21 protein-coding genes are annotated in these 23,843 nt (G+C 46.4%); 2 read left to right on the forward strand and 19 right to left on the reverse strand.

Annotated features, from left to right (window positions below; all coding sequences use genetic code 11):
• Positions 1-14 precede the first annotated feature (14 nt).
• The 15 genes from BO18_RS01310 to galE form a co-directional block, all read right to left on the reverse strand.
• Positions 15-299, reverse strand: coding sequence for an ACT domain-containing protein (locus BO18_RS01310; RefSeq protein ID WP_034442612.1), 285 nt, complete (start codon positions 297-299; stop codon positions 15-17).
• A 64-nt stretch (positions 300-363) separates the two neighbouring features.
• On the reverse strand, positions 364-2,010 hold the full coding sequence (locus tag BO18_RS01315; RefSeq protein WP_051688411.1) for an NAD(P)/FAD-dependent oxidoreductase: 1,647 nt from the start codon (positions 2,008-2,010) through the stop codon (positions 364-366).
• Entirely contained in the window at positions 2,003-3,265 is a 1,263-nt protein-coding gene (locus tag BO18_RS01320; protein WP_034442615.1) for an aminoacetone oxidase family FAD-binding enzyme, read from the reverse strand. The genes BO18_RS01315 and BO18_RS01320 overlap by 8 nt, the downstream gene beginning before the upstream one ends.
• Positions 3,265-3,936 (reverse strand): CYTH domain-containing protein, encoded by a 672-nt coding sequence (locus tag BO18_RS01325; protein WP_034442618.1) that lies wholly within the window; start codon positions 3,934-3,936, stop codon positions 3,265-3,267. Before BO18_RS01325 ends, BO18_RS01320 begins: the two co-directional genes overlap by 1 nt.
• A gap of 9 nt (positions 3,937-3,945) precedes the next feature.
• A complete protein-coding gene (locus BO18_RS01330) occupies positions 3,946-5,145 on the reverse strand; it encodes a DUF5711 family protein (RefSeq protein ID WP_034442620.1) in 1,200 nt (399 codons plus the stop codon).
• Position 5,146: 1 nt separating this feature from the next.
• Positions 5,147-6,637, reverse strand: a complete 1,491-nt coding sequence (locus tag BO18_RS01335) for a DUF4340 domain-containing protein (RefSeq protein WP_034442623.1) — start codon at positions 6,635-6,637, stop codon at positions 5,147-5,149.
• A 1-nt stretch (position 6,638) separates the two neighbouring features.
• Positions 6,639-8,144, reverse strand: a complete 1,506-nt coding sequence (locus BO18_RS01340) for a GldG family protein (protein WP_034442626.1) — start codon at positions 8,142-8,144, stop codon at positions 6,639-6,641.
• Between the two features lie 16 nt (positions 8,145-8,160).
• A complete protein-coding gene (locus BO18_RS01345; protein ID WP_034442629.1) occupies positions 8,161-8,928 on the reverse strand; it encodes an ABC transporter permease in 768 nt (255 codons plus the stop codon).
• A gap of 16 nt (positions 8,929-8,944) precedes the next feature.
• On the reverse strand, positions 8,945-9,880 hold the full coding sequence (locus tag BO18_RS01350; RefSeq protein ID WP_034442631.1) for an ABC transporter ATP-binding protein: 936 nt from the start codon (positions 9,878-9,880) through the stop codon (positions 8,945-8,947).
• Positions 9,881-10,005: 125 nt separating this feature from the next.
• The gene (locus BO18_RS01355; protein ID WP_034442634.1) at positions 10,006-10,773 is read right to left on the reverse strand and encodes an acyl-[acyl-carrier-protein] thioesterase; all 768 of its coding nucleotides are present in this window, start codon (positions 10,771-10,773) and stop codon (positions 10,006-10,008) included.
• Positions 10,766-11,347 carry a hypothetical protein gene (locus BO18_RS01360; protein ID WP_034442637.1) on the reverse strand — a complete coding sequence of 194 codons (582 nt, stop codon included), beginning with the start codon at positions 11,345-11,347 and terminating at the stop codon, positions 10,766-10,768. Before BO18_RS01360 ends, BO18_RS01355 begins: the two co-directional genes overlap by 8 nt.
• Positions 11,348-11,503: 156 nt before the next feature.
• Positions 11,504-13,117 (reverse strand): chaperonin GroEL, encoded by a 1,614-nt coding sequence (groL, locus tag BO18_RS01365; RefSeq protein ID WP_034442640.1) that lies wholly within the window; start codon positions 13,115-13,117, stop codon positions 11,504-11,506.
• Positions 13,118-13,146: 29 nt separating this feature from the next.
• Complete coding sequence (locus tag BO18_RS01370; RefSeq protein ID WP_034442645.1) at positions 13,147-13,434, reverse strand: co-chaperone GroES; 288 nt, start codon at positions 13,432-13,434, stop codon at positions 13,147-13,149.
• A 123-nt stretch (positions 13,435-13,557) separates the two neighbouring features.
• Complete coding sequence (locus tag BO18_RS32240; RefSeq protein ID WP_051688412.1) at positions 13,558-14,895, reverse strand: LCP family protein; 1,338 nt, start codon at positions 14,893-14,895, stop codon at positions 13,558-13,560.
• A gap of 16 nt (positions 14,896-14,911) precedes the next feature.
• The gene (galE, locus tag BO18_RS01380) at positions 14,912-15,934 is read right to left on the reverse strand and encodes a UDP-glucose 4-epimerase GalE (RefSeq protein ID WP_034442648.1); all 1,023 of its coding nucleotides are present in this window, start codon (positions 15,932-15,934) and stop codon (positions 14,912-14,914) included.
• A gap of 167 nt (positions 15,935-16,101) precedes the next feature.
• Between galE and BO18_RS01385 the strand changes: the two genes are divergently transcribed.
• Both BO18_RS01385 and BO18_RS32245 read left to right on the forward strand, forming a co-directional pair.
• Complete coding sequence (locus BO18_RS01385) at positions 16,102-16,845, forward strand: response regulator transcription factor (RefSeq protein WP_051688413.1); 744 nt, start codon at positions 16,102-16,104, stop codon at positions 16,843-16,845.
• Positions 16,845-18,470, forward strand: a complete 1,626-nt coding sequence (locus tag BO18_RS32245; protein ID WP_051688414.1) for a sensor histidine kinase — start codon at positions 16,845-16,847, stop codon at positions 18,468-18,470. Before BO18_RS01385 ends, BO18_RS32245 begins: the two co-directional genes overlap by 1 nt.
• Positions 18,471-18,483: 13 nt before the next feature.
• Here the strand turns inward: BO18_RS32245 and BO18_RS32250 are convergent, their stop codons facing one another.
• From BO18_RS32250 to BO18_RS01410, 4 genes are all read right to left on the reverse strand, one after another.
• Positions 18,484-19,503 carry a hypothetical protein gene (locus BO18_RS32250; protein ID WP_051688415.1) on the reverse strand — a complete coding sequence of 340 codons (1,020 nt, stop codon included), beginning with the start codon at positions 19,501-19,503 and terminating at the stop codon, positions 18,484-18,486.
• A gap of 283 nt (positions 19,504-19,786) precedes the next feature.
• Positions 19,787-21,100 carry an IS4 family transposase gene (locus BO18_RS01400; protein ID WP_034442651.1) on the reverse strand — a complete coding sequence of 438 codons (1,314 nt, stop codon included), beginning with the start codon at positions 21,098-21,100 and terminating at the stop codon, positions 19,787-19,789.
• 234 nt (positions 21,101-21,334) lie between these two features.
• Positions 21,335-22,699 (reverse strand): TrpB-like pyridoxal phosphate-dependent enzyme, encoded by a 1,365-nt coding sequence (locus tag BO18_RS01405; protein ID WP_034442653.1) that lies wholly within the window; start codon positions 22,697-22,699, stop codon positions 21,335-21,337.
• 79 nt (positions 22,700-22,778) lie between these two features.
• Positions 22,779-23,795, reverse strand: a complete 1,017-nt coding sequence (locus BO18_RS01410; protein ID WP_034442656.1) for an NAD-dependent epimerase/dehydratase family protein — start codon at positions 23,793-23,795, stop codon at positions 22,779-22,781.
• Positions 23,796-23,843 lie beyond the last annotated feature (48 nt).

Raw genomic sequence — 23,843 nt, forward strand, 5'->3', positions numbered from 1 at the left:
CGAAATATTAAAGATCAGATTGTGTGCATAGCATTGAAAAGGCCTGTGTGCTGGATCGTGATCTGCACGCCGAGCTTCTGACCGAGTTCTGCGAGTTTTTCCGAAATGTCGGATTCCTCGATAACGACATCCTTCAGGTCAACCATCATTACCATCGTAAAGATATCGTCGAGTATCGTCTGCGAGATATCCTTGATGTTGATACCGTAATCTGCAAGAAGCCTCGAAACATCAGCTATGATGCCTACGCGGTCTCTGCCGAGTACTGTAACGACAGCAGTGTTCTTTTCGTTGTTCATATGCGGAACCTCCTTATAAAAAGAGAATTGATATCTGAAGCTATAATAACTCAATCAGCCTTAATTATATTGCTTTTAAGGAATCGAGCAAAGAAACGGCAAGTTTATTGGCGCATTTTATACCGTCGATGGCCGAAGACATGATGCCTCCGGCATAACCTGCACCTTCTCCGCACGGAAATATGCCTTTGACATTAATGCTCTGGCAGGTCTCAGGATCTCTTACAAGCCTTACGGGTGAAGAGCTTCTGGCTTCGACTGCGGTAAGAACGGAATCGGGATCGTCAAACCCCTTGATCTTTCTGCCCATAAGCGCGACACCTTCCTTTATCGTATCAAGTATCTCTTCAGGAAATACCTGAGACAGATCGGCGCCGGTAACACCAGGTCTGTAAGAAGGCTTTACGCTGCCGAAATCTTCCGTTGTCCTGTCCGCCATAAGATCGCCGTATCTGACAGCGGGTGCATTTCCGTTGCTTCCTCCGGCGATAAAAGCCAGGTTCTCGAGCATTTCCTGGAACTTTACGCCGTCGAGCACGCCGTCACCGTAGTCTTTGGAATCGACCGGGACCAGTATCGCACTGTTCGAGTTTTCCATGTCTCTTGCGCGGAAGCTCATGCCGTTAGTGCATATGCTCTGGCCGTCAGACTGGGCAGCAACCACTTCACCGCCGGGACACATGCAGAATGTATAGAGTTTCCGGCCTGTTGAGGTATCACATGAGAGCTTATATATCGCAGGTGTGACATCAGGTGAATATTCTGAATCGAAGCCGAACTGGGACATGTCTATGGAAGACCTGAGATGTTCAATCCTGACACCTACGGAGAAAGGCTTAGACTGCATTTCGAGTCCCAGCCTGTTCAACGCCCTGAAGGTGTCCCTGCTCGAATGTCCTATTGCAAGTATGAGTGAATTGCACGGGATCTCGTATGTCCCGGTGCTGTCCTGAACAGTAATGTTCTTTAATGCACCATTCTCGGTGCCATATCCCAGAAAAGTGGTGTTGAACCTGACTTCGCCGCCGAGCGATTCTATATCCTTTCTTACGCCCGTAACGACCTTTCTGAGCCTGTCAGTACCGATATGGGGATGAGAATCGTATAAGATGTCTGAAGGCGCACCGTGAATGATAAGGGACCTCAGCACGAAGTCCTTAAGACCGGAACTGATCCCTGAATAGAGTTTCCCGTCAGAGAATGTGCCCGCACCGCCTTCACCGAATTGGATATTTGATGATGAAAGGATCTTCCCTTTTCCTTCTTTGAAAGCTTCGGTATCCTTTATCCTCTGTTCCATCTCTGCGCCGCGCTCAAGAACTATCGGGCGCAAGCCGTACTTAGCGAGGATAAGCGCTGCATAAAGTCCGGAAGGACCCGTTCCGACAACAACCGGACGCATGAAATGTTCCGTGTTTTCAAAATCATCTTTATAAGGCATTGCATTTGCAAAGACCTCTTTTTCGATCTCTTCCTTTTTCTCCGGTGATATGAAATCAAACCTGTAATTGACGGTCACTTTGCCGTGTCTGGCATCAATGAATTTCCTGGAGATATCAAGTAACGCAGTACCGTCTTCAAGGCGCTGAAGCCCCTGCCTCATTGCCTTATTGCCGTGCTTTTTTATATACCTGACGATGATGACGGGATCAGGAGTCTTTTTTTGTACTTTATCTGAGAATATTTCCGGTCTTACCGCTATCTCAAACATTACGGGATATCCCCTCTGCCGCAAGAGCCGCCGATGTCCATGCCCACTGCAGGTTATAACCTCCGCAGATACCGTTGACGTTAACGGATTCTCCGATGATGTAAAGTCCGGGCAAATCCTTGACCTGCATGGAGTCATCAAGTCTTAAGAGCTTGAATCCGCCTGACGACACCTGTGCCTTGTCAACATCGCCGTATCCCTTTACCGGGACGGGGAAAGCACACAGGAGATTAGAGAGTTCTGCTATCTGCTGATCGTTCAGTTCCCTTAATGTCATCTTGTCACACTTCAAGCCCATCTTCTTCATTACGAAATCCGTGATACCACGAAGCAGCATTCCGGAAAGGGCATCAGCGCATGTGCGGTGAGCATACATCTGACGTCTGATATATATCATCTGGAATATCTCGCCCGCAGATTTACCGGTAAGGTTCAGAACGGCTTTAATATCTTCCTCGCCGTTATCCAGCATCCTTACAACAACATCGGACACATCCATTACACAGATACCGGAGATACCGCCTTCCTTGGTGAAGAGTATCTCGCCTTCAGACTTCGCCTTGACTTCGCCCTTGTGATCAATGATCTTGACTTCTCCCCTGCATCTTATCCCGGCAAGGCCTTTGATCCCGGAGATGTCAGATGTGAGAGACGTAAGCGCAGGCTTGAAAGGAACGAAATATGAATCGTCAACAAGGTCTTCCAGGATACCCGCTGCATCGCCGTTTGCGCCGGTCGAAGGATAAGTGATGCCGCCGGTCGCGATGACGATGTTCTTAGCCAGGAACTTCTTGTTTGATTCCGTTTTTATCTCGAAAATGTGGTTGGATTCGGTGACTGACTTAACGCGTTCCTTCAAAGCGGTCTCAACGTTGTTGTCGGCAAGATAGAATCTCAGCGCGTCAACGACCGTGGAACTCTTATATGTCGACGGATAGATAAGAGACCCCTTCTGCTCGAGCACTACGCCCAGGATATTCTCAAAAAAATCGCATGTGTCGGTCTCACCATACCGTTCAAGGCAGGCTGCGAGTTTATCGGGATCGTCAGTATTGTATTTCGCCGGATCGATATCGGAATTTGAAAGATTGCATCTTCCGCTTCCGGTAAGCGCAAGTTTCCGTCCGACTCTCGGTCCGGACTCGATGATCATGATCTTCTTACCGTGATAGAAAGATTTTGCCAGTTTTGACGCGCAGAACATTCCCGCTGCTCCGCCGCCAATGATAACGCATTCGTAAACATTGCTCTTCATCAGTTTTCCCCGTTCCCCATAGCCAAAGCCAGTGTCCTGCCGTATTTTGTCTTATCAAGAGGTGCGCAGTCGGCTTCCGCGATAACAATTGCGGAAAGCGCTTTGATATCGTTTATGTTGCCTTCTTTCAATTCGAGTTCGAGTTCGCATATCTCTTCGGCGACAGTTCCGCTGCTTCCAGTTATGAAACCGCTGTCAAAGCAGGCTTCAACTGTACTTTTGCCGAACACCAGCGTATAAACAGTCCTGGTAAAAGTATTCGAGCAGATTACACTGAGATCCCCGTCTTTAACACCTTTAAATGCTTCTTCAAGGAGTTCGGAGGAATCATCGTTTTCAGATACAGCTTCCTTTTTGAATTCTTCGATGGAAAAAACACCGTTATCGCTGTCAACGTTCCATTCATAACGTCTGTGAAGCCCTGCTGAGATCCCGCCGCCGTACTTGACCGTGAATTCATAGCGGTCGTCATCATCTGAAGAATAATGTCTTACCCTGATCATGCCGCTTCTCTTTGTTACGGTAAGACCGGCCGTATCGAGATAAGAGTTTTCGAGAAGTGATGTGGAAGCTTTTTCGGGCTCGGGACAGTACTTAAGGAAACGGTCCGACGACATGAAATTCGTCAGACTCTTCTTATCCGAAAAACCGAGCTTAACTTCCAACTCCATAAGATCACCTTAATTCAATGTATGTACACCGCCTGTCGATACAACGCACAATTTGTTGCCCGAAAGGAAATTCATCCTGATTATGTCCTCATCGACCGAGTAGTCGTCTGTGATTATTCCCGATGTGTTGAAGATAAATACTCTTCTGTCAACGCTGATCGCATAGTAACCGCCGTTCTGGGCAACGCAGACGATCTTAGATCCGATGTTGGAATTGTAGATTATGCTGTCCGAAGAATTAATTATCGCAAGTTTATTGAGCTGGCTTATGCCGTCGGAATAAGTGACAAAGAGATTGTTGCCGACATTCTTGACGAAACCGATGGCAGAGAAATCGTAATTCATCTTGGACAGATTGTCGTTCTGAACTTCATAGAGAGCGTTGGAAGTAAAACAGCAGAGCTTCTTCCCCACATAACAGACTGATGCAAAGATTACATTGTCGTCAGTCGTATAGACCGCATTGTCTACAACATCATAACCCTTGTCATTCTTTGTTATGGAGAACACGCGGACGAAAGGAACTATGACCGCACCGCTCGTGTTGATCGTCGATACGGCGAGCAGCGTGGAATCGGAATTAAACGCGCAGCAGACCGGGAATCCGGAGTTATAAGATGTCCATACGGCAAGCTGGTTTCCCTCGTTGTCGAAAAGAGCAACTTCACCGTAAGATTCACTGCTTCCGCTGATAACCGCGATAAACCCACTGTCAGACATCTGAACGGCCTTTACGGGGTTTTCCATGGGTTTGCTGAACAATACGCCGTCCTGGTTGAGGACCGTGAAACTGTAGCCGTCCCTGTCGAATACGGCAACGTACTTATCGTAAGTAACGCACTGCGGATTCTGATATGAGATAGTCGTTGAAAAGACTTCTGAACCAGAGAGTGTCAGGTAAGCGATTCTCTCTGAAGTGACCTTGATGACACCGTCTCCGTACGGATAGAGTTTCTGCGCTTCAGAATATTCGCAGGAAAAACCTCCCTGTGCCGAGAGCTTTATCTGTGCATCGGCACCCGCCATGGAATCGATCTTTTTGGAGACTACAAAGATCAAGGCTATGCTCACGATAAGGATCGTGGCAAAGATCGTAACAGCGACTGTAAGCCCCTTCCTGATTGCAGCCTGAGATACTGTATTCTCTTTGGAAGAATCAGCAGTAATATTGGTATTCTTTTTCTCGTTAATGTCTGTCTTGTTTTCCATTTTATCCTTCTGCAGGCATGTCGTAGATGCCGTTTATATTGTCTGAGATCGCGCGGCTCAAAAGCTCATAAGCAGTCCAGCAACCGTAACTGTATGTATCTCTTCCGCCGTCATTGAATAATTCCCTTGAATATACATAGAAGCTCATATATTCACCGTTCTTGAACACATAAAATGAATCATCGTCCCTGGTATAGAAATCGTAGAGCGTCGTGTTATAAGACTTGTCGACAAAACTCAATGAAAAAACAGCACCTGCCGATGTGTCGGGAACGGCACTTCCGTCGGCACCGCCGATCTTTATGCATGCGATGCTTTCAAAAAGGATCGAAGCATATGATCTGCCGTCTGAATCAGAGATCTTGGCATTTCTGCCGTCGAGTTCAACACGGGCTTCCTCAGCTGTGATAGGTCTGCCTTCGGCAACATCGAGTGATAATTTGAATGATCTGTCTCCGTATTTGCAGGTGATCGAGGAGATATCCTTAACATAGCAATAAGCAATATACGGATCGATGAGAACTGTCTCAGGCATCTCCATGCCTTCCAGCTGAAGTTCAGAGATCATGAAATAATTGTCCATTCCCGAAAGAAAACCGTAGAAGAATCCGTTTACCTTCTTGCTGAAATACAGCTCTTTCTGCTCTCCGCTGTTGAGTGTAAAGATAAAATGGAACTCAGGATCGTCAAGTCCGTACTTCAATAGTTCCTGGGAATCGATCTCAATATATTTCGAGATCTCAAGATTTGATAACTTGTCGATCATATTTCCGAAATAAGGACTGGATCCGTGGCTGTACGGCTTATAGAATTTGAAATCTGCAATGCCGGAATCAGTCATAACAACATTCGCGTCAAGAGAAAGCCCGTCAGACTTTCTGTCGAAATGTACGGTCTTGAGATCATAATAATCGATCTGAAGGACCTGCGTATCAAGGAAACTGATCGCGGTTTTGTCAGCCATTTCGAGTTTGCTGACTGCGACCGTATAAATGTCCTGTGAGCCGGAAACATACATATAGCAATATATGCCGTCAGGTGTCTTGTTGCCAAGGAACACGGTCGTTACGGTACCGTTGAGCGCCTTGATGGTGACGGTATATTTAGGGTGATCAAGTCCGTATTCAGCATAATTGCCAACGGCCGAAACCTTTGAATTGCACGAAAACGTAGACAGCAGATCTACGTAATCTGACAGGCCAATCTGTGAATAATACTCGGAAGGATTGGCATCCTCACCCTGATACTCGTAATTAACGATGCCGCTGGAGTCCATAGTACACTTCACGATTGAAGTATGGCCAGTGTCCCTGTTATAGACAGAGACAGAATCGATGTCATTTGAATTGATATAAACAACATCAATAAGACCGCTGAACGTTTCTTCAGGATCCGTAGCCGTCGCATTTTCGACAACAAAATACACGATCACGCTTATGATAAGCGCGATCAGTATTATAAACGGGACCAGAAGGTTCTTTACAGACTTCATATCAGAGATTCTTCCTCTTTGAATATACGATTACAGCCATTCCGATGAGAATGACGGGGATCAGCACCATGAAGACAACAAGAACAGCTGTAGAGGCTGATGTTGTTGATTTTGTGGTATCGAGCGAGAAGCTGTCGATCATCTTTGTCTGTACGTTGACACCGTCGAGTATCTCGACATCGACAAGTTCCCTAACACATGACCTCAGGAATTCAACATTGTAGTCGTTGAGGCCGTAATTGCTGATATACAGATCGGATGTGAAATTAAGAGTACCGAAAACAAAGGCTTCGGAAGCGTCAACGCCGTCGACGTATGAATACATTCCGACATAGTACTTAGCTGTGGTTATCATGCCGTTGTCCACTGCCCTGCCTGTTTCAGGATCAACCTGGAGCGTAGCGGCATTATCGCTGGTTGCGAGAACCGGCAAAGTATTATAGGACGAGTTCGGGTTATCAGCCTGTCTTACAGATCTGCAGTATGTGGCATGCAGGATCGGCAGAGACGCAAACTCATCGAACGGCTCAACTGCTGTTACATTTGAATCATAAGCGTATCCGCTGAGCTGATATGCGGGATCGTTCTCGTAAATAAGAAGCGGATCGATATTGATGTTCATCTGATTAAGCAGAAGATTCAGCCTTACAAAGTTCTCGTTTACATTGACGGTACTGTAATCAACTGCAACGAGCAGTTTGCCGCCGCGGCTTATGTAATCGCTCATTGCAACATACATCTTCTCGGAAATATCGGAATTGGGGCCGTTCAGGATCAGGAGGCTGCAATCAGCAGGCACCGCGAAGTTCTCGGAAACCGGAAGCGATTCAACATCGATCGACATGGAGTTGAGGATCTTGGTGATGTATTCATTGCCTTCTTCCTTAAGTCCGGTTACGACATATGCCTTTGCAGAATAACCGTTTGTCAGAACATACATTGCATTCGTGAACGTGTATTCGGTATTGTTTCCGACGATAAGATAGTTATTTGTTGACCTGAAGTATTCCTCATCATAGGAATAACAGTCTATCGGGGAAATAACCTTGATCTTGCCATTGTACTCAACAACATAATTCTCACTCTGATTTGCAAGATCGTAAGAATTTGTCGGATCAAGCTGGCTTATGATCGAAGGATGCTCGGTGGGATCGATATATTCCACCGTGACTTTTCCCTTGGACTCTTTTACATAGTCATCGAGCAAAGGCACGATGTACTGATATTTGGTTGACGCTACATTATCAGGACGGTTAAAAAGACCTACTATCCTTATGCGTGTATCGGGAGACAGCGCATCAAGATAGTCAATTGTCTCTTTGGATACGGAGTTCTGCGACGAATCCGAGAAATCGAATGTCATCGCCTTGCCTAAGATCTTATCGAAGAGAAAATTAACAAGAAGTATTATCGCTGCAAGCAATACAACCGAACCTATCGAGAAGAGCTTCATTCTGTCAGCTCTTACGTCACTGTTTATCTTCTCGCTGGAATTATCTTTACTCATAATTGTCATACCTCCGTCACGCCTGGCTCCAACGCTTCTTTTCAAGCACTCTGTAGGTCATGTAAAGGAAGAGAATGCCAATCGAAAGAAGAAAGATCAAAGCCGACACAGAAAACACCCCGAGACGGAAATCCTGTGTCTTGGCAAAAGGGTCAAACCAGCCGATAAAATTCTTTACTGCTGTTCCGGCAGAAGAAGCGGATTCCGACTTGATCCCGATTGTAGATGCTAATGATGTAACAGCAGTCCCGGCATATTCGGACATCATGGTCAGGAGCTGTGTAATCAGTATGAAGATGAATGCCACGATGGCGGATACGATCTGATTATCCGTGATGGCAGATGCAAACATTCCCATGGTGATGAACATGAATGCCATGAAGAAAAATACGATTATCGTTCCGACGGCACCGACTCCGAATTGACCGCCGCATGCAAGTGTTACGATAATGTGGATAACAACATTAAGGAACATAACGGCATAAAGAGCGAATGCCGCAAGCACCTTTCCCGCAACGACATTGAAAAGACTTACGGGCGTCGTGTAATAGAGGATGTCCGTTCCCCTCTTCTTGTCTTCAGCAAGAAGTCCCATCGTAATGATCGGAACAATGATGACGAAGAAAGAACGGAGCGAGATGACTTCACTTCCGATATTTACAGTTCCGTAGCTGAACTGCGAATAAAAGATGAATCCTGCAAGGAATGAAAATATCGAGATGGCAACATAACCAACCGGAGATCTAAAGTAAGATAAAAATTCTCTTTTAAAGATTGCGTACATTGATCAAATCCTCCAATCAGCGTGCCGTGATGCTGAGGAACACCTCCTCGAGCGAAGGATCAAGAGAGCGGAACTCAAGGATAGGCCAGCTTTCCTGAGCCATCATGAAGAAGATGGCGGAACGGATATCGGCAGAACTGTCAGAAACGATAGTGATCTCGAGCTGACTGAACTTACTGTCTGCCAGACGCGGAACGACTGACTGAACACCGGGTATCGTACGGACTTTTCCGATGCCTTCCTTAAGCGGTCCTTTGAAAGTCATAAGAAGTTTTGTCTGGCCGGAAAGTCTTTTGGAAAGATCGGATACCGTGTCGATCGCGGCAACCTTTCCCTTGTTTATGATAACGACTCTGTCGGCAACTTCCTGGATTTCGGAAAGTATGTGGGAGCTGATGATGATCGAATGAGATTTTGCAAGTGACTTGATGAGCTTTCTGATCTCGATGATCTGATTGGGATCGAGACCTACCGTAGGTTCGTCAAGGATAAGGATCGAAGGGTTGCCTACCATTGCCTGAGCAATGCCGACACGCTGCTTATATCCCTTAGAGAGGTTTCCGATGAGTCTGTCATAGACTTCGGAGATCTTTACGAGGGATATGATCCTGTCGAGCTGCTTCTTGCGCTTCTCCTTGGAGACGCCCTTAAGATCGCAGATAAAATCCAAATACTCTTTAACCGTCATGTCGGTATAAAGAGGCGGATTCTCGGGAAGATAACCGATCTCCTTCTTGGCGAGTTCAGGTTCTTCGAGGATATCATGTCCGTTTACCTTAACGGTTCCTGATGTGGAAGAAAGATATCCCGTAATGATGTTCATTGTCGTGGATTTGCCGGCACCGTTGGGACCCAGAAAACCCAGGACTTCATCGTCATTAACCGTGAATGAGATACCATTGACGGCCTTCTTGTCGCCGTATCTCTTCACAAGATTATTAATCTCGATCATTGCAACCTCCAGAAAAATGCGTACAACTTATTATTATAACAAAATAAGAAGAACAAAAAAGGCTGATATTAGTTAAAAAGGCGTACAAAGACAGGGCAGTTTCAAAAGTCAGATATCCGCTGTCATCACTGACGCATTGTCAGTTCAACTGCAAACACCTTTGTATCGATGTTCTTATACCCGAAAACGCTTACCTTCGGGCCATCAGAACTGATAAACAGCTCGACCTTCTCCCCTGCCTTTACCTCACTGTTGTAATTGATAACAAGATCTTCGATCTTCGACACATCATATCCGTTCTTAAAAAGAGCATCATAAGCCCAGGCGGTATAACGAGAATTGTTCACGTGCCTGTTGCGGTCGAGTTCGTTATAATCGGCATACTTAATGATGACGGGCTTTTCCGTCTCACCTGCTATGTCGATCCTTGCGGGGAAAGCAAGTTTGGGACAGCTCTCACCGAACGCGAACCTGGGATCCTGTATCACAGGCGGAGGAAGATCAGGTCTCTTATTAGCAATGACAGGCCTGTGCGAATTCCAGTCTGCAAGAATCCATGTGGATGTTGCCTGGCCTATCAGTCTTCCTTCTGCATTAAATATCTCGAAATCACGTCCGTAGTAAAACTTTTCGATGCTGTTGGCCCATGTCCTGATACGGAAAGTCTCGTGCCAGGAAGGCAGTTCATCGATATGCAGCCTCATCTTGAGGATTATCCAGCAGATATCTATCTCTTTCAGGAATGACGTGCCGTAACCGATGGTATTGGAACTCCGCTCGGCAGCTTCCTGAAGGTCACCGATAAGAGAGGAACAGTAGAGCTTATCTCCTATCCCGCACTCAGTAGCCTTGCAATAGACTTCCATTTCCGTATATTTGCCTGTCTCAGCCATCGTTGTCCGCCTTCTTTGCAGCACCTACAGGGATGGGCATGACTTTTGTGGCTCTGGGATTGTATCTCCTGAATACAGGATACATCTCAGGCTTAAAGATAAAGACGACAACGAACTTGCGTCCTTCATGGCTCAGGTAGCAGTACCAGTACTTCTCATCGATGGGAAAATCCATAAGATCGGTCAGTTTGACAACAAAATCGGCATTCTTCTTGTCATCCGCATACCGGTCCGAAGTAACAGGCCCTATATACTCACATTCTTTTATCGAGAAGCTGACAAGATCGTTTCTCTTGTCTTTACCGGAGATGACCGCGCAATCAAAAAGGTCATTTGATATCTCGAGTTCATACTCTTTTTTCTGATACTTAAGAAGAGAGAACAGCCCGAAAACAAGTGCAACCGCAATGAAACTCGTTATCGGGAAAACCTCTTTTCCGAAGAACAGATACGGTATGTATATGATCGCGGCATCGAGAAATATGCAAAAAATAATTGCCGTGACTGTAAATATCACACCTTTTCCGCCGTTCTTGCGGACCACCATTGATTCAATAAAACTGTCTTGTAACATGCTTCACCTCAAACAAACAACATTGTAACACAAAGCAGGATACTTGTACTATTGATATGATAAGTGCCCGGGTTTAAACGGACTTGAAAAAAGGACTGCCCCACAAGCGTTTGCTCATGAGGCAGTCCGTTAATTACGTTATGTCAGTGATGTCTATTAATACATCGGCTGTTGAGGCATAGCCGGAGTTTCCTTCTCAGGGATGTCCGTAACAACTGCTTCTGTCGTGAGGAGTGTTGAGGATACGGAAGCCGCATTCTGGAGTGCTGAACGTGTAACCTTTGCAGGATCAACGATTCCTGCTTCGAACATGTCGACATATACGTCGTTCAGAGCATCATATCCTGTGCCTGCAGTAGAGTTCTTGATCTTCTCGCAGATTACGCTGCCGTCAAGACCAGCATTTGCAGCGATCTGGCGGATAGGTTCCTCAAGTGCGCGGAGAACGATCTTAACACCGGTCTGTACATCGCCTTCTGTCTCATCGAGGAGCTTTGCGATTGCGGGAAGAGCATTGATGTATGCCGTGCCGCCGCCGGGAACGATACCTTCCTCAACTGCAGCTCTTGTTGCTGCGAGGGCATCTTCGATACGGAGCTTTCTCTCCTTCATCTCAGTCTCAGTAGCTGCGCCGACCTTGATAACAGCAACACCGCCTGAAAGCTTTGCGAGACGCTCCTGGAGCTTCTCACGGTCGTAATCGGACTTTGTCTCTTCGATCTGTGCCCTGATCTGGTTGACACGTGCCTTAACAGCACCCTCTTCACCTTCACCGTCAACAATGATCGTATTGTCCTTGTTTACCTTAACCTGATGAGCACGGCCGAGCTGGTCAAGAGTTGTATCCTTGAGCTCGAGTCCGAGATCGGATGTGATTACCTGACCGCCTGTAAGGATGGCGATATCTTCGAGCATAGCCTTTCTTCTGTCGCCGAAGCCCGGAGCCTTAACGCCGACGCATGTGAATACGCCTCTGAGCTTGTTTACGATGAGTGTTGCAAGAGCATCACCCTCGATGTCCTCAGCGATGATAACGAGCTGCTTGCCTGACTGTGCGAGAGGCTCGATAACGGGAAGGATATCCTGGATGTTGGAGATCTTCTTATCTGTGATGAGGATATAAGGCTCATCGAATACTGTCTCCATCTTGTCAGTATCAGTTGCCATGTAAGGTGAGATATAACCTCTGTCGAACTGCATACCTTCAACTACTGAAAGCTCTGTGAGCATAGACTTGCTCTCTTCAACGGTGATAACGCCGTCTGCCGTAACCTTCTCCATAGCCTCGGCGATCATCTTGCCGACTTCCTCGTCACCTGCGGAGATAGCGGCAACACGTGCGATATCCTTGGAACCGTCAACCTGCTTTGCATTTGCGAGGATCTCGGAAACTGCTGTCTCAACAGCCTTGGAGATACCCTTTCTGAGGATGATCGGGTTAGCGCCTGCTGCAACGTTCTTCATGCCTTCACGGATGATAGCCTGAGCAAGGAGCGTAGCTGTTGTCGTACCGTCGCCTGCAACATCGTTTGTCTTGGATGCTACTTCCTTAACGAGCTGAGCGCCTGCATTCTCATAGCGGTCCTCGAGCTCTATCTCTTTAGCGATCGTAACACCGTCGTTTGTGATCAGGGGTGCGCCGTACTTCTTGTCGAGAACAACATTTCTTCCCTTAGGACCAAGAGTAACCTTAACTGTATCGGCTACCTTGTTAACGCCTGTCTCCAATGACTTTCTGGCGTCTTCTGCATACTTGATGTCTTTAGCCATAATTATGTGCCTCCAATATTTATTACATATTAGTCTTCAACGATGGCAGCAATGTCATCCTGACGTACGATGATGTATTCCTCGCCGTCGAGCTTAACGTTTGTTCCGGCATAATCGCGGATGATGACCTTCTGACCTACCTGGACTTCCATCTTGATCTCATTGCCGTCAACGACTCCGCCGGGACCTACTGCAATGATCTCAGCGATCTGCGGCTTCTGCTGAGCTCCGGAGGACAGAATGATACCGCTCTTTGTAGTCTCTTCTGCCTGAAGTTTCTTTACTACTACCTTATCTGCTAAGGGCTTAATCGTCATAAAAAAGACCTCCAATACAATGAAATTGTGGTTAGCACTCTAATACCCTAAGTGCTAACCACAACAAAATATAATTCTTATTCACCTGCCTGTCAAGGCGAAAATCAAAAAAAGTCAAAAACGTCAGTGAATGAGATGGTCGAGCGGAATATCCGTATCACAGTTGCTCAGAGAAGGCGCGTGATTAGGTATCTTTACCTCGTCAAAATCACATGTCTCGCCGTAGAAATATTCCTGAACATAAGGAATGAACGCATTCCAGTTACACCTCATGCTCCACTCGTCTCCGTACATGCCGCAGTTGTAGCATCCTTCGATCGGAAGCTGCAGATACTGCATCTCGGCATTCTGCAGCGACGGCAGGAAATCGAGCGCATACTTCTCGATATCGGCTTTGTCGATGTTAGTAACGACAGCCGCGAGCACATCGTCCATGGCAGCGAGCTTGCCGGTTGCTGAAAGGCTCATATACTGCTTCATTACGCTGCGCAAGACTTCTATCTGACGTTCCATTCTCTCGTAGTCGCCGTTACCGACATATCTGACACGGGCATAACCTACGGCCTGTATGCCGTTGAGCCATGTGCCGTTGCCTGTGCTGTCGATAAGCGCGGCATTGGGATTCATTTCCCTGATGTACTTGTTCGCGACATTCTTCTCGCCGGAAGTCATGTTTACGTATACGCCGCCGACTGCATCGATGATGTTAGCCATGTGGCTGAAGTTAACGTAAGCATATCCGTCGATCTTGATCCTCAAGCAGCTCTCAACTGTGGCCTGAAGGAGATCAGGTCCGCCGTAGGACATGGCGGCGTTGATCTTGTGAGGATTAGAATAGCCCGGGAAATAAGCATAAGAGTCTCTCGCGATGGAAAGGAGCTTGATTGTTCCCTTGTTGGAATCCACGGACATTACGACGATAACGTCGGATCTGTCGCCCGTACCGGATGAGTTATAGCTCTTATATCTGCTGTCGATTCCGATGAGCAGGAAGTTCTTGATAGGTTCATCCTGGATGATCTCATACTGTGTTGACTCAGTAACGTCAGTAAGAGCTACGGTGTTTCCTTCCTCATTTACGATCGTAATGACGGCATTGGATGCAGTCGTCTCATATGTGATCTTGCTTAAGAGATAATCCTTATACCACAGACCGAAACATACAACTCCAACAAAGATTCCCAAAAGTCCGGCAAGAACACCGAGGATGATGCGGAGCCTGGTCCTCTTTACGCCTGAAATGCCGCCTGCATTTGAATGTGAAGCGGCTCCCGCTTTCTTTCTGGAAAAACCGTAATCAAACGCGGAATCATTATCTCCGTCGAGATCGGCAATGACATCTTCTATGCCTCCGCGTGCTTCGGGATATTTTGATGTATCGGTAAATTCCGAAGACGGCTCCCTGGGAGCTTTCTTGTCCGGAACGGACAGATACATGTTGTCACTATCGTCAAAACCCATAATCCTTTGCCTCTTATCAGTCTTTTAGACCTTCGGGATTCATTGTCTGCCATTTCCAGCAGGATGAACACATCTCGTCGATGCCGTATCTTGCCTTAAAACCAAGAACCTCTTCAGCCTTCTTGGTCGAAGCATAGCAGACGGCAATGTCGCCCGGTCTGCGCGGTCCGAATACATGTTTGATCTCATGACCGCATGCTTTCTCAAAAGCCTTGACAGCTTCTATAACGGAAGTCCCCTTACCCGTACCGAGATTGAATACACTAACCGAATCCTCAGTCTTCTCAAGGAATTTTATCGCTTTTACATGTCCTTCCGCAAGGTCAACGACATGTATATAATCACGAAGACAAGTACCGTCAGGGGTATTATAATCGTCACCAAACACAGTAAGACACTCCAAAGTGCCGCCTGCAACCTTAGAAATATACGGGAACAGATTATTTGGTATGCCTCTCGGATCTTCGCCGATAAGTCCGCTCTCGTGAGCGCCTACGGGGTTGAAATACCTGAGAAGGCAGATCCTCTTTGAAGGCTCTGATTTGGCATAGTCCCTTAAGATCTGCTCGATCATCCACTTGGTCCAGCCATACGGATTGGTGCACGTGCCGAGGGGGCTCTCCTCCGTAAAAGGAACATCCTCGCTCGAGCCGTATACGGTCGCGGAAGAACTGAATACAAGATTATTGACGCCGAACTCGGTCATGAGACGGCATACGGCGATCATGCTGCCGATATTATTGGAATAATAATCAAGAGGGATGCTTACGGATTCGCCAACCGCCTTGAGTCCTGCGAAATGAATGACGCTGTCGATCTTGTTTTCTTCGAATACTACTCTGAGCTTATCAGCATCACAGCAGTCGATATCGTAGAATTTGAATCTCTTTCCTGTTATCTTCTCGAGACGGTTCTGAACTTCCATCTTACTGTTCGAAAGGTTATCGACTACCACAACATCATAGCCGTTCTCGAACAATGATATAACGGTATGTGAACCAATATATCCGTTACCGCCCGTTACCAGTACTGTAGACATAATATTCTCCCCTGTCATTTAATCTTGCAAACCATTTAACCACAAACAATGAGAATTTCAAACAATTCAAAGTAATTCCGCATATTTGCACCATTTTCAAATGAAGCATCAAACTGTTTTCAGTTAAAATATGTCTGTTAAATTTTAAGCAAAAACTGGAGATCCTGATGAACAAATTAATCTACATCGCAGATGACGACGACAATATAAGAAATCTTCTCAAGACATTCCTTGAGCGCGAAGGTTTTCACGTAACAGGTTTTTCAACCGGCGACAAGCTTTTCGAAGTATTCTCACATTCACCTGCAGATCTTATAATCCTTGACGTAATGATGCCCGGTCACGACGGTTTCTTTATCCTTAAAGAGATCCGCAAGACATCGAATGTACCGATAATAATGCTTACCGCAAAAGACAGTGACACAGATTATATCCAGGGCCTAGACATGGGAAGCGATGACTATTTCACCAAGCCCTTCTCACCCGTCAAGCTCGTATCTAAAGTAAAGTCCATTCTTAAGAGACAGGAAGAGATCACCGGTAAGACCGGAGACAAGCCCGACAATGACGCCGTATATGAATTTGCGGACATCATCATCAACAGAAAGACAAAAGAGACTACAATGAGCGGAAAGCCTTTGCCGCTTACGCCCAACGAATATCAGCTCCTCACCTACCTCATCTCCAACAGGGACAGAGCCGTATCAAGAGCGGAACTCCTGGACAAGATCTGGGGTTACGAGACTCAGGTCGAGACGAGGGTTGCTGACGACACCGTAAAAAGATTAAGGAAGAAGATAAGCAAATCTAATGCTAAAATATCTACTATCTGGGGTTACGGTTTCAGGCTCGTCGACAAGACCACCGAAGACTCGGATGATGATGAAGATGACGGAGACAATCAGGACTAATGACGGAAAAACCTGAACAGGCCAGGCATAAAGCCAAAAAGTCTTTTAGGAACAAATCGGCAATCAGAGTACCCATTTCGATGCACTTCTATGCAGTCGAGATCGTGGTCATCATTCTGGTTGCTTTTATTATGAACATCTATGTCCAGTCCATCACCAAGACATATATCGAGGAAGAATGCAACGACCGTCTTCAGATAGCTCTGAAATCAACCAAGAAATTCGCCGATGCATTCATGCTTCAGGTCGATGAATCTGATGAGAGATCGGATGAGAACATCAGAGCTTATCTGACAAGTTCCATCACATCGTCAGCAGACCTCTCGAACGAAGCAACGATCGCGCTCTATTATCTGGATCCGGAGACAAATGAATATCTGGTCCTGTGGCCTACTCCCTACACTTCGACTTCATACGCAAACAGAGCTTCCAACGTTATCGGCAGAGTTGTTGAAGAAGGCGGTTACAGCGACTGGACAAAGACTCAGACTTTGGATCTGGACGGCGATAAGATCTACTACCTTTCCTCCGGTTTCCAATGGAAGGTCGATACGGAAGGGCCGGAAACCGACACGGTCAATACACAGACCGAAGGATCCATCACCGAAACCATCGATCTGTCAAATTATTATCTTTGCATCTTTATCAGTTCGAGTTCCTACTATAAATTCATGGCATCCATGACGCTCGCCCTTATCCAGGCAGCTCTCCTTGCCATAATCATAGCGGGCGTCCTCAGTATGATAATGACCTACCCTATCATCTTCTCTTCTCAGAAACTCGCCCGATTCGCGAAGCGTATCGCAAAAGGAGATTTCAAACCTGTCCGCGGACACATCGTCAGTAAGGAGCTTTCGGAACTTGGAGACGTCATGAACCAGATGGCGTATAAACTGCAGGAATCAGACATCGAGCAAAAGACATTCTTCCAGAACGCCTCGCACGAATTAAGGACACCGCTAATGTCCATTCAGGGTTATGCGGAAGGTCTGAAATACGGTGTTTTCGAGAGCGACGAAGACAGGGATAACGCCATAGACGTCATTATCGATGAGACTCAGAGACTCTCTCTCCTCGTGGAAAACCTGCTCTCCATCTCCAAGATGGACATGAGCCGCAGCGGATCCTTTGAGGTCAAGAAGCAGAACATCGATGCCGTAAAGATATGCGACGCGATAATCGATAAAGTAAGAGGAAACTTCATACACGAAGACAAATCCATAATCAACGACATCGACATCTCGAGCACTTATATCTACGCAAATGAGAACGACCTTATCAGATGTCTCGAAAACATATTCTCCAACTGCTTAAGATACTGTAAGACAGCTGTAACCTTCGGCTGCAGGACTGACGAGACCGGCTCAAATGTAATCTTCACGATATCCGATGACGGCCCCGGCATCGCGCCTGAAGTTATAGACCATCTTTTCGAGAGATTCTCAAAGGGATCGGACGGTAAGCACGGTATCGGTCTGGCACTCGCAAAGGCCATAGCCGAAGAGCACGGCGGATCCATCAAAGCCTATAACAAGCCTGAGGGCGGCGCATGCTTCGAGATCAACATCCCTGTCACTTTCTACCGCAGACAGCTCTCGAAGATGAACAACGACAGTACGAACTGATATCTTTTCCGGATTATCTCAGATCAAGATAACGGACTGCATTGAAGAATGCGGGAGTTCCGTCATACCTTGCGGAAGTCTCTGCTTCAAATGTAGCTTTGGCATTAGTCACCATTTGATAAGTGTTGTGAAAAGCGAGCATCGAACTGACTGCCGTGGCAATGGTAACGCATCTTCCCTGGATCAGGAGCGACTGTATCTTGAAAAGGATCCTCGGATCGGTAAATTCAGGTCCCAAAGGACAGTTGCTGTATCCGTTATAGATTATCCTGAGCTGTCCCGACAGGTCTTTCTGCTGCTCGTACAGTTCCTCGATCTTCTTTGCGTGTCTCTTCTTCTTGATTATGAACAGCGCGATGAGTCCGGCGCCAAAGAGAAGGAGAACGCCTGCTATAATGCCGTTAGCAAGTTTTGACTCATCGGAATGCGATGAGAAAAATTCATATACGAAAACCAAACTGAAAACAGAAACGATTATGCCCCAGATAAGAGGCGCATTGCTCGTCTTTGAAAATTTCCTGATGTCGGCATTGCACTTCTCATACGCCTGATAGACATCAATCTTAGGTGAAAAATGGTTGATGAGCTTTCCGCATTCATCAAGATTTCTCTGTCTCTCCGTGGCGTAATTTACCTGCTGATATGTCTGCTGAACAGGAGAATAACCGTATGCATTGGGCATCGGCTGTCCGTATACGGGTGCCTGCTGATATGCCGGCATTGCGGGAGAAGCAAAAGGCTGCTGATATGCAGGAACAGCCTGCTGTGCAACGGGCTGACCATAGACCGGCATTCCCGCAGGTGCACCAACCTGGGGATTATTGGCGGGATATCCCTGGACAGGAGCCTGGGGCACAGGCTGAGACTGAACCGGAACCGCCTGAGCAGTCTGAACCGGCTGTGCCGTCTGAACCGGTTGAACAGGCTGTGCGGCCTGAGGTGCAGGCTGAAACGGTGACTGATGAGGCTGGACCTGAGGTGTTGCCGGATCCGGTGTGCCTACCAACTGCCAATTTTCATTGAAATCACTCATGTATATTCTCCTATCCCAATACGCTAAATTTTATTTTAGTACATAATACGGCAAGTTTTCAATATCAGTTTAAAATGCGTAACGGCAGATCAGCCACAAAAAAGGGACGCCCCAAAAAATTGAGCAATGTCATTAAGTTAAGACGACGTTGACTCAAAGAGATCACAAAAACAAATAAAAAAAGAGACTGGAGAAGTGAAATCTTCAGTCTCTTTTCATTTTTCAGGCAGCGCAAACAGACAGATTGAGTCTGCCTTTTGGTTTCTTTCGATTGTCTGCTGTGCTATGCTACGCGGTAGAAGAATCTTTGCAATACTTCACCAAGCACAAACCTGTTTCGTTTACGGTTAGGTCTTATTGGGATTAGACACTTGGCAATTGCGGATTCTACATAAGGCGGCGATGTTTGTCCGTGCAGGAACAGTCTACATACGTGCGTTGCAACTGAAAAGTTGCATTTGTAAGTGTACTTTCTTTGTTTCTTTGAAATGGCTACGTGCGAGGTAATCACTTCAACAAAGTTGTACAGAGTAAGCCGTGCGAAGATCTCTTGCCGGATACACGCCGTCTTTTTTGAATGGTATTTAAGAAGTCCTATTGTGTACTTAAGATCCCTGAAAGATGTTTCAATTCCCCATCTGGAAGCATACAGTTCCTTTAATTTTTCAGGAGGATACTTATCTCCAGGAAGATTTGTAATAACTGTTTCGTAAGTGTTTGAAGATATCTTAAATCTGACTATTCTGAATTTAAGTGTGTAGAAAACAAGCGGATCAGCCTTGCGGGAATATTGCGGGAGATAGTCAAAAGGACTGGAATTGGCAATGTATCTAAAGTGATTACGGTCTTTAATCAGTTGTTTAACTTCATTCGTTTGCTTTCTTGTTAAGTTCAAAACTATGCTTTGGTCAAAACAATCCTCATTGGGAAGATCAAATCCGTTCTTTATTCCATAATTACCGTCTTTTATACGGATAAGAAAGTACCAGCCTTTCTCCTGAATATGAGCAAGATTGTTGTAGGACTCATAGCCTCTATCTGCAATAACCAGTGCCAAATGTATATCTGAACGGTCTACTAACTGTTGCAGAGCTGAACACTCGTCTCTCTGAGCACCATTCTGGATGACCACGGCTCTGTAAAGATGCTGGTTTAGGTCGTATAACGCATTGATATGCAGACTGTTATAGGGATCTTGTGTTCTTGAACCCGGAAGATATGTCAACTTATCGTCAGGATTGGTTGGCAAACGAACATCAGAACCGTCTACCGCAAGCACCGGCATATCGCCAGAATTAACTGTAAGTCTGGCAGTAAACTTGTTGAACACTGCTTCGAAGGCTTCTGGCTTCAGTTTGTCCCGTTGCTGTACAAATGCTGAAACTGACGGTATATCCGAAGTTCCTTTAAACATATCGATCAGTTCGTTGGGCAAACTCTTGCATTCCATGTTGATTATTCCGGAAATAAGCTTTTGCAGAGAGATTTTCCGGGTTCTGGTAAAGTCGCGATCAGGGTTAACGCAATAGGCTTCGGGTGTACCGGCAACTTCGGCTACGGCTGATGAAAGCAGTCTCTTTACGTGTTTAGGTTTCATGTAGCACCTCCTTGAAATCAGGTTTTCCTAATTCCAAGGGCCTCTTTGAATCTTCCATATAAGGATTCAAAGAGGCCGCACACTTTGGTGTGCGTGTCAACCCTTTAGTAAAAAAATCCTCAAAAAAAAGACCCCCATACCTTTGCGGTATGAGGATCTTCGGGATTACTGTCTTAACTTAATGACATTGCCAAAAAATTGAGACGTCCCGTATGGTTTCGAAATACTGACTTATCAGAGCTTGGGGCACTTAGCCAGAGACGCTGCGATGTCCTCGTCCGTAGGGATGTAGTCATCCATAACGCCGTCGTTGTACTTCTGGTAAGCAACGAGATCGAAGTAACCTGTACCTGTAAGACCGAATACAATGTTCTTTGCCTCGCCTGTCTCCTTGCACTTGAGCGCTTCGTCGATAGCGACTCTGATAGCGTGAGAGCTCTCGGGTGCGGGAAGGATTCCCTCGACTCTTGCAAACTGCTCAGCAGCAGCAAATACATCTGTCTGCTTAACTGATCTTGCCTTGATGAGGCCGTCATCGTAGAGCTGTGAAACGATGGAGCTCATGCCGTGATATCTGAGACCGCCGGCATGGTTGGGAGCAGGCATGAAGTCGCTGCCCAATGTGTACATCTTAGCGAGAGGGCAAACACGGCCTGTATCGCAGAAGTCGTATACATATGAACCTCTTGTAAGTGACGGACAAGAAGCAGGCTCAACAGCGATGATCTCATAATCTGCCTCGCCTCTGAGCATCTGACCTACGAAGGGTGAGATAAGACCGCCGAGGTTGGATCCGCCGCCTGCGCAGCCGATGATCATGTCAGCCTTGATGCCGTACTTATCGAGAGCAGCCTTTGCCTCAAGACCGATAACGGACTGATGGAGCAGTACCTGGTTCAGAACTGAACCCAATACATATCTGTAACCTTCCTGGGATGTGGCAGCTTCAACAGCCTCAGAGATTGCGCAGCCCAAAGAACCGTCTGTTCCGGGGAACTGCTCATTGATCTTGCGACCGATGTTTGTTGACATTGAAGGAGAAGGCGTAACAGTCGCACCGTATGTTCTCATGACTTCACGTCTGAAAGGCTTCTGCTCGTAGGATACTTTAACCATGTAAACCTGGCAGTCAAGTCCGAAGTAAGCTGTAGCCATTGAAAGAGCTGTTCCCCACTGACCTGCGCCGGTCTCTGTGGTAACACCCTTGAGGCCCTGCTTCTTAGCGTAATAAGCCTGTGCGATCGCCGAATTGAGCTTATGTGAACCTGAGGTGTTGTTACCCTCGAATTTATAATATATATGAGCGGGAGTATCCAATGCCTTTTCGAGGCAGTAAGCCCTTACCAAAGGTGAAGGTCTGTACATCTTGTAGAAATCAAGGATCTCACCGGGGATATCGATCCAATGGTCGGTGTTGTTCATCTCCTGCTTGCAGAGCTCTTCACAGAAAATGGGCATGAGGTCTTCAGCCTTGAGAGGCTCGCCTGTGCCGGGATTGAGGAGCGGTGCGGGCTTGTTCTTCATGTCAGCGCGTACGTTATACCAAGCTGTGGGGATCTCGCTCTCTGACAGATAGATCTTATAAGGAATCTCAGACATATATTGTGTCTCCCTTCAAAAAAACTGATTTATTTTACAACAAAATATATTTATTTTGCACAATAGTTTTCGAACAATCTCAAAAGTTCTTTTTCATATTCTCAATGTTTTCGATGACTTTGTCGCACCATTTATCGAACTCGGGATCCTCTTTTCTGCACTCTTTGTGGTCCAGAATGTAGTTTAAAGCGATCCTTACACCCTTATGAAATGGCACATTTGTCTTAAGATCAGGTGCAAGTCTCTTTATTTTCGAATTATCGAAAGCAACAGAAACAGCTTTATCGCCTGTGAGGCTGCCTTCGAAGTCATAATCAGGTCCTAATGCTGTAAGGAGCTCTGATGATACGTGATAAGCCTTAAGCTCAACGCCAAGTGCGTCAGCAATGGTTTGATAGATCTGATTCCATGTGAGAACCTCATCTCCCGTGATCTGGAAAGCCTCACCGATTGCATGGCGGTTACCCATAAGTGCCGTATAACCATTCGCGAAATCATCGTTAAATGTCAGGTGCCATAAGGATTCGCCGTCGCCGTGAATGATCACGGGCTTTCCGTCCATCATGCGCTTTACAACCTGCCACGAGCCGTTTTTGCCATGAACTCCGAGAGGGATCGATCTCTCATCGTATGTGTGACTGGGCCTAACGATCGTTACAGGGAATCCGTCTTCCCTGTATCTTTCCATCAGATATTGCTCGCATGCGATCTTGTTTCTGGAGTATTCCCAGTAAGGATTGGACAGAGCCGTTCCTTCAGTGATTATGTAGCTTGCAGCAGGCTTCTGGTATGCAGAAGCTGAGCTGATATAGATATACTGCTTTGTTATGTCCTTAAAGAGCCTGAAGTCACGCTCGACCTGGTCTACAGTAAATCCGATAAACTCACCGATGCAGTCAAATGTCATGCCTTCAAGAGCCTTTTTGACAGCATCCTCATCGTTGATGTCACATACGATCTGATGAACATTCTCCGGAACCGTATCTGCCCTGTTTCCGCGGTTAATAAGCCACAATTCCCATGAAGGATCTTTTGCGAGTTTTCTTGTAATAGCGCTGCTGATGGTGCCTGTTCCGCCGATGAATAATGCTCTCATAGGGATTCTCCTTATGTTGTATTTTCGAAAATTTTAGCAAACTAAAGA

It is taken from the genome of Butyrivibrio sp. AE2032 (genome assembly GCF_000702965.1).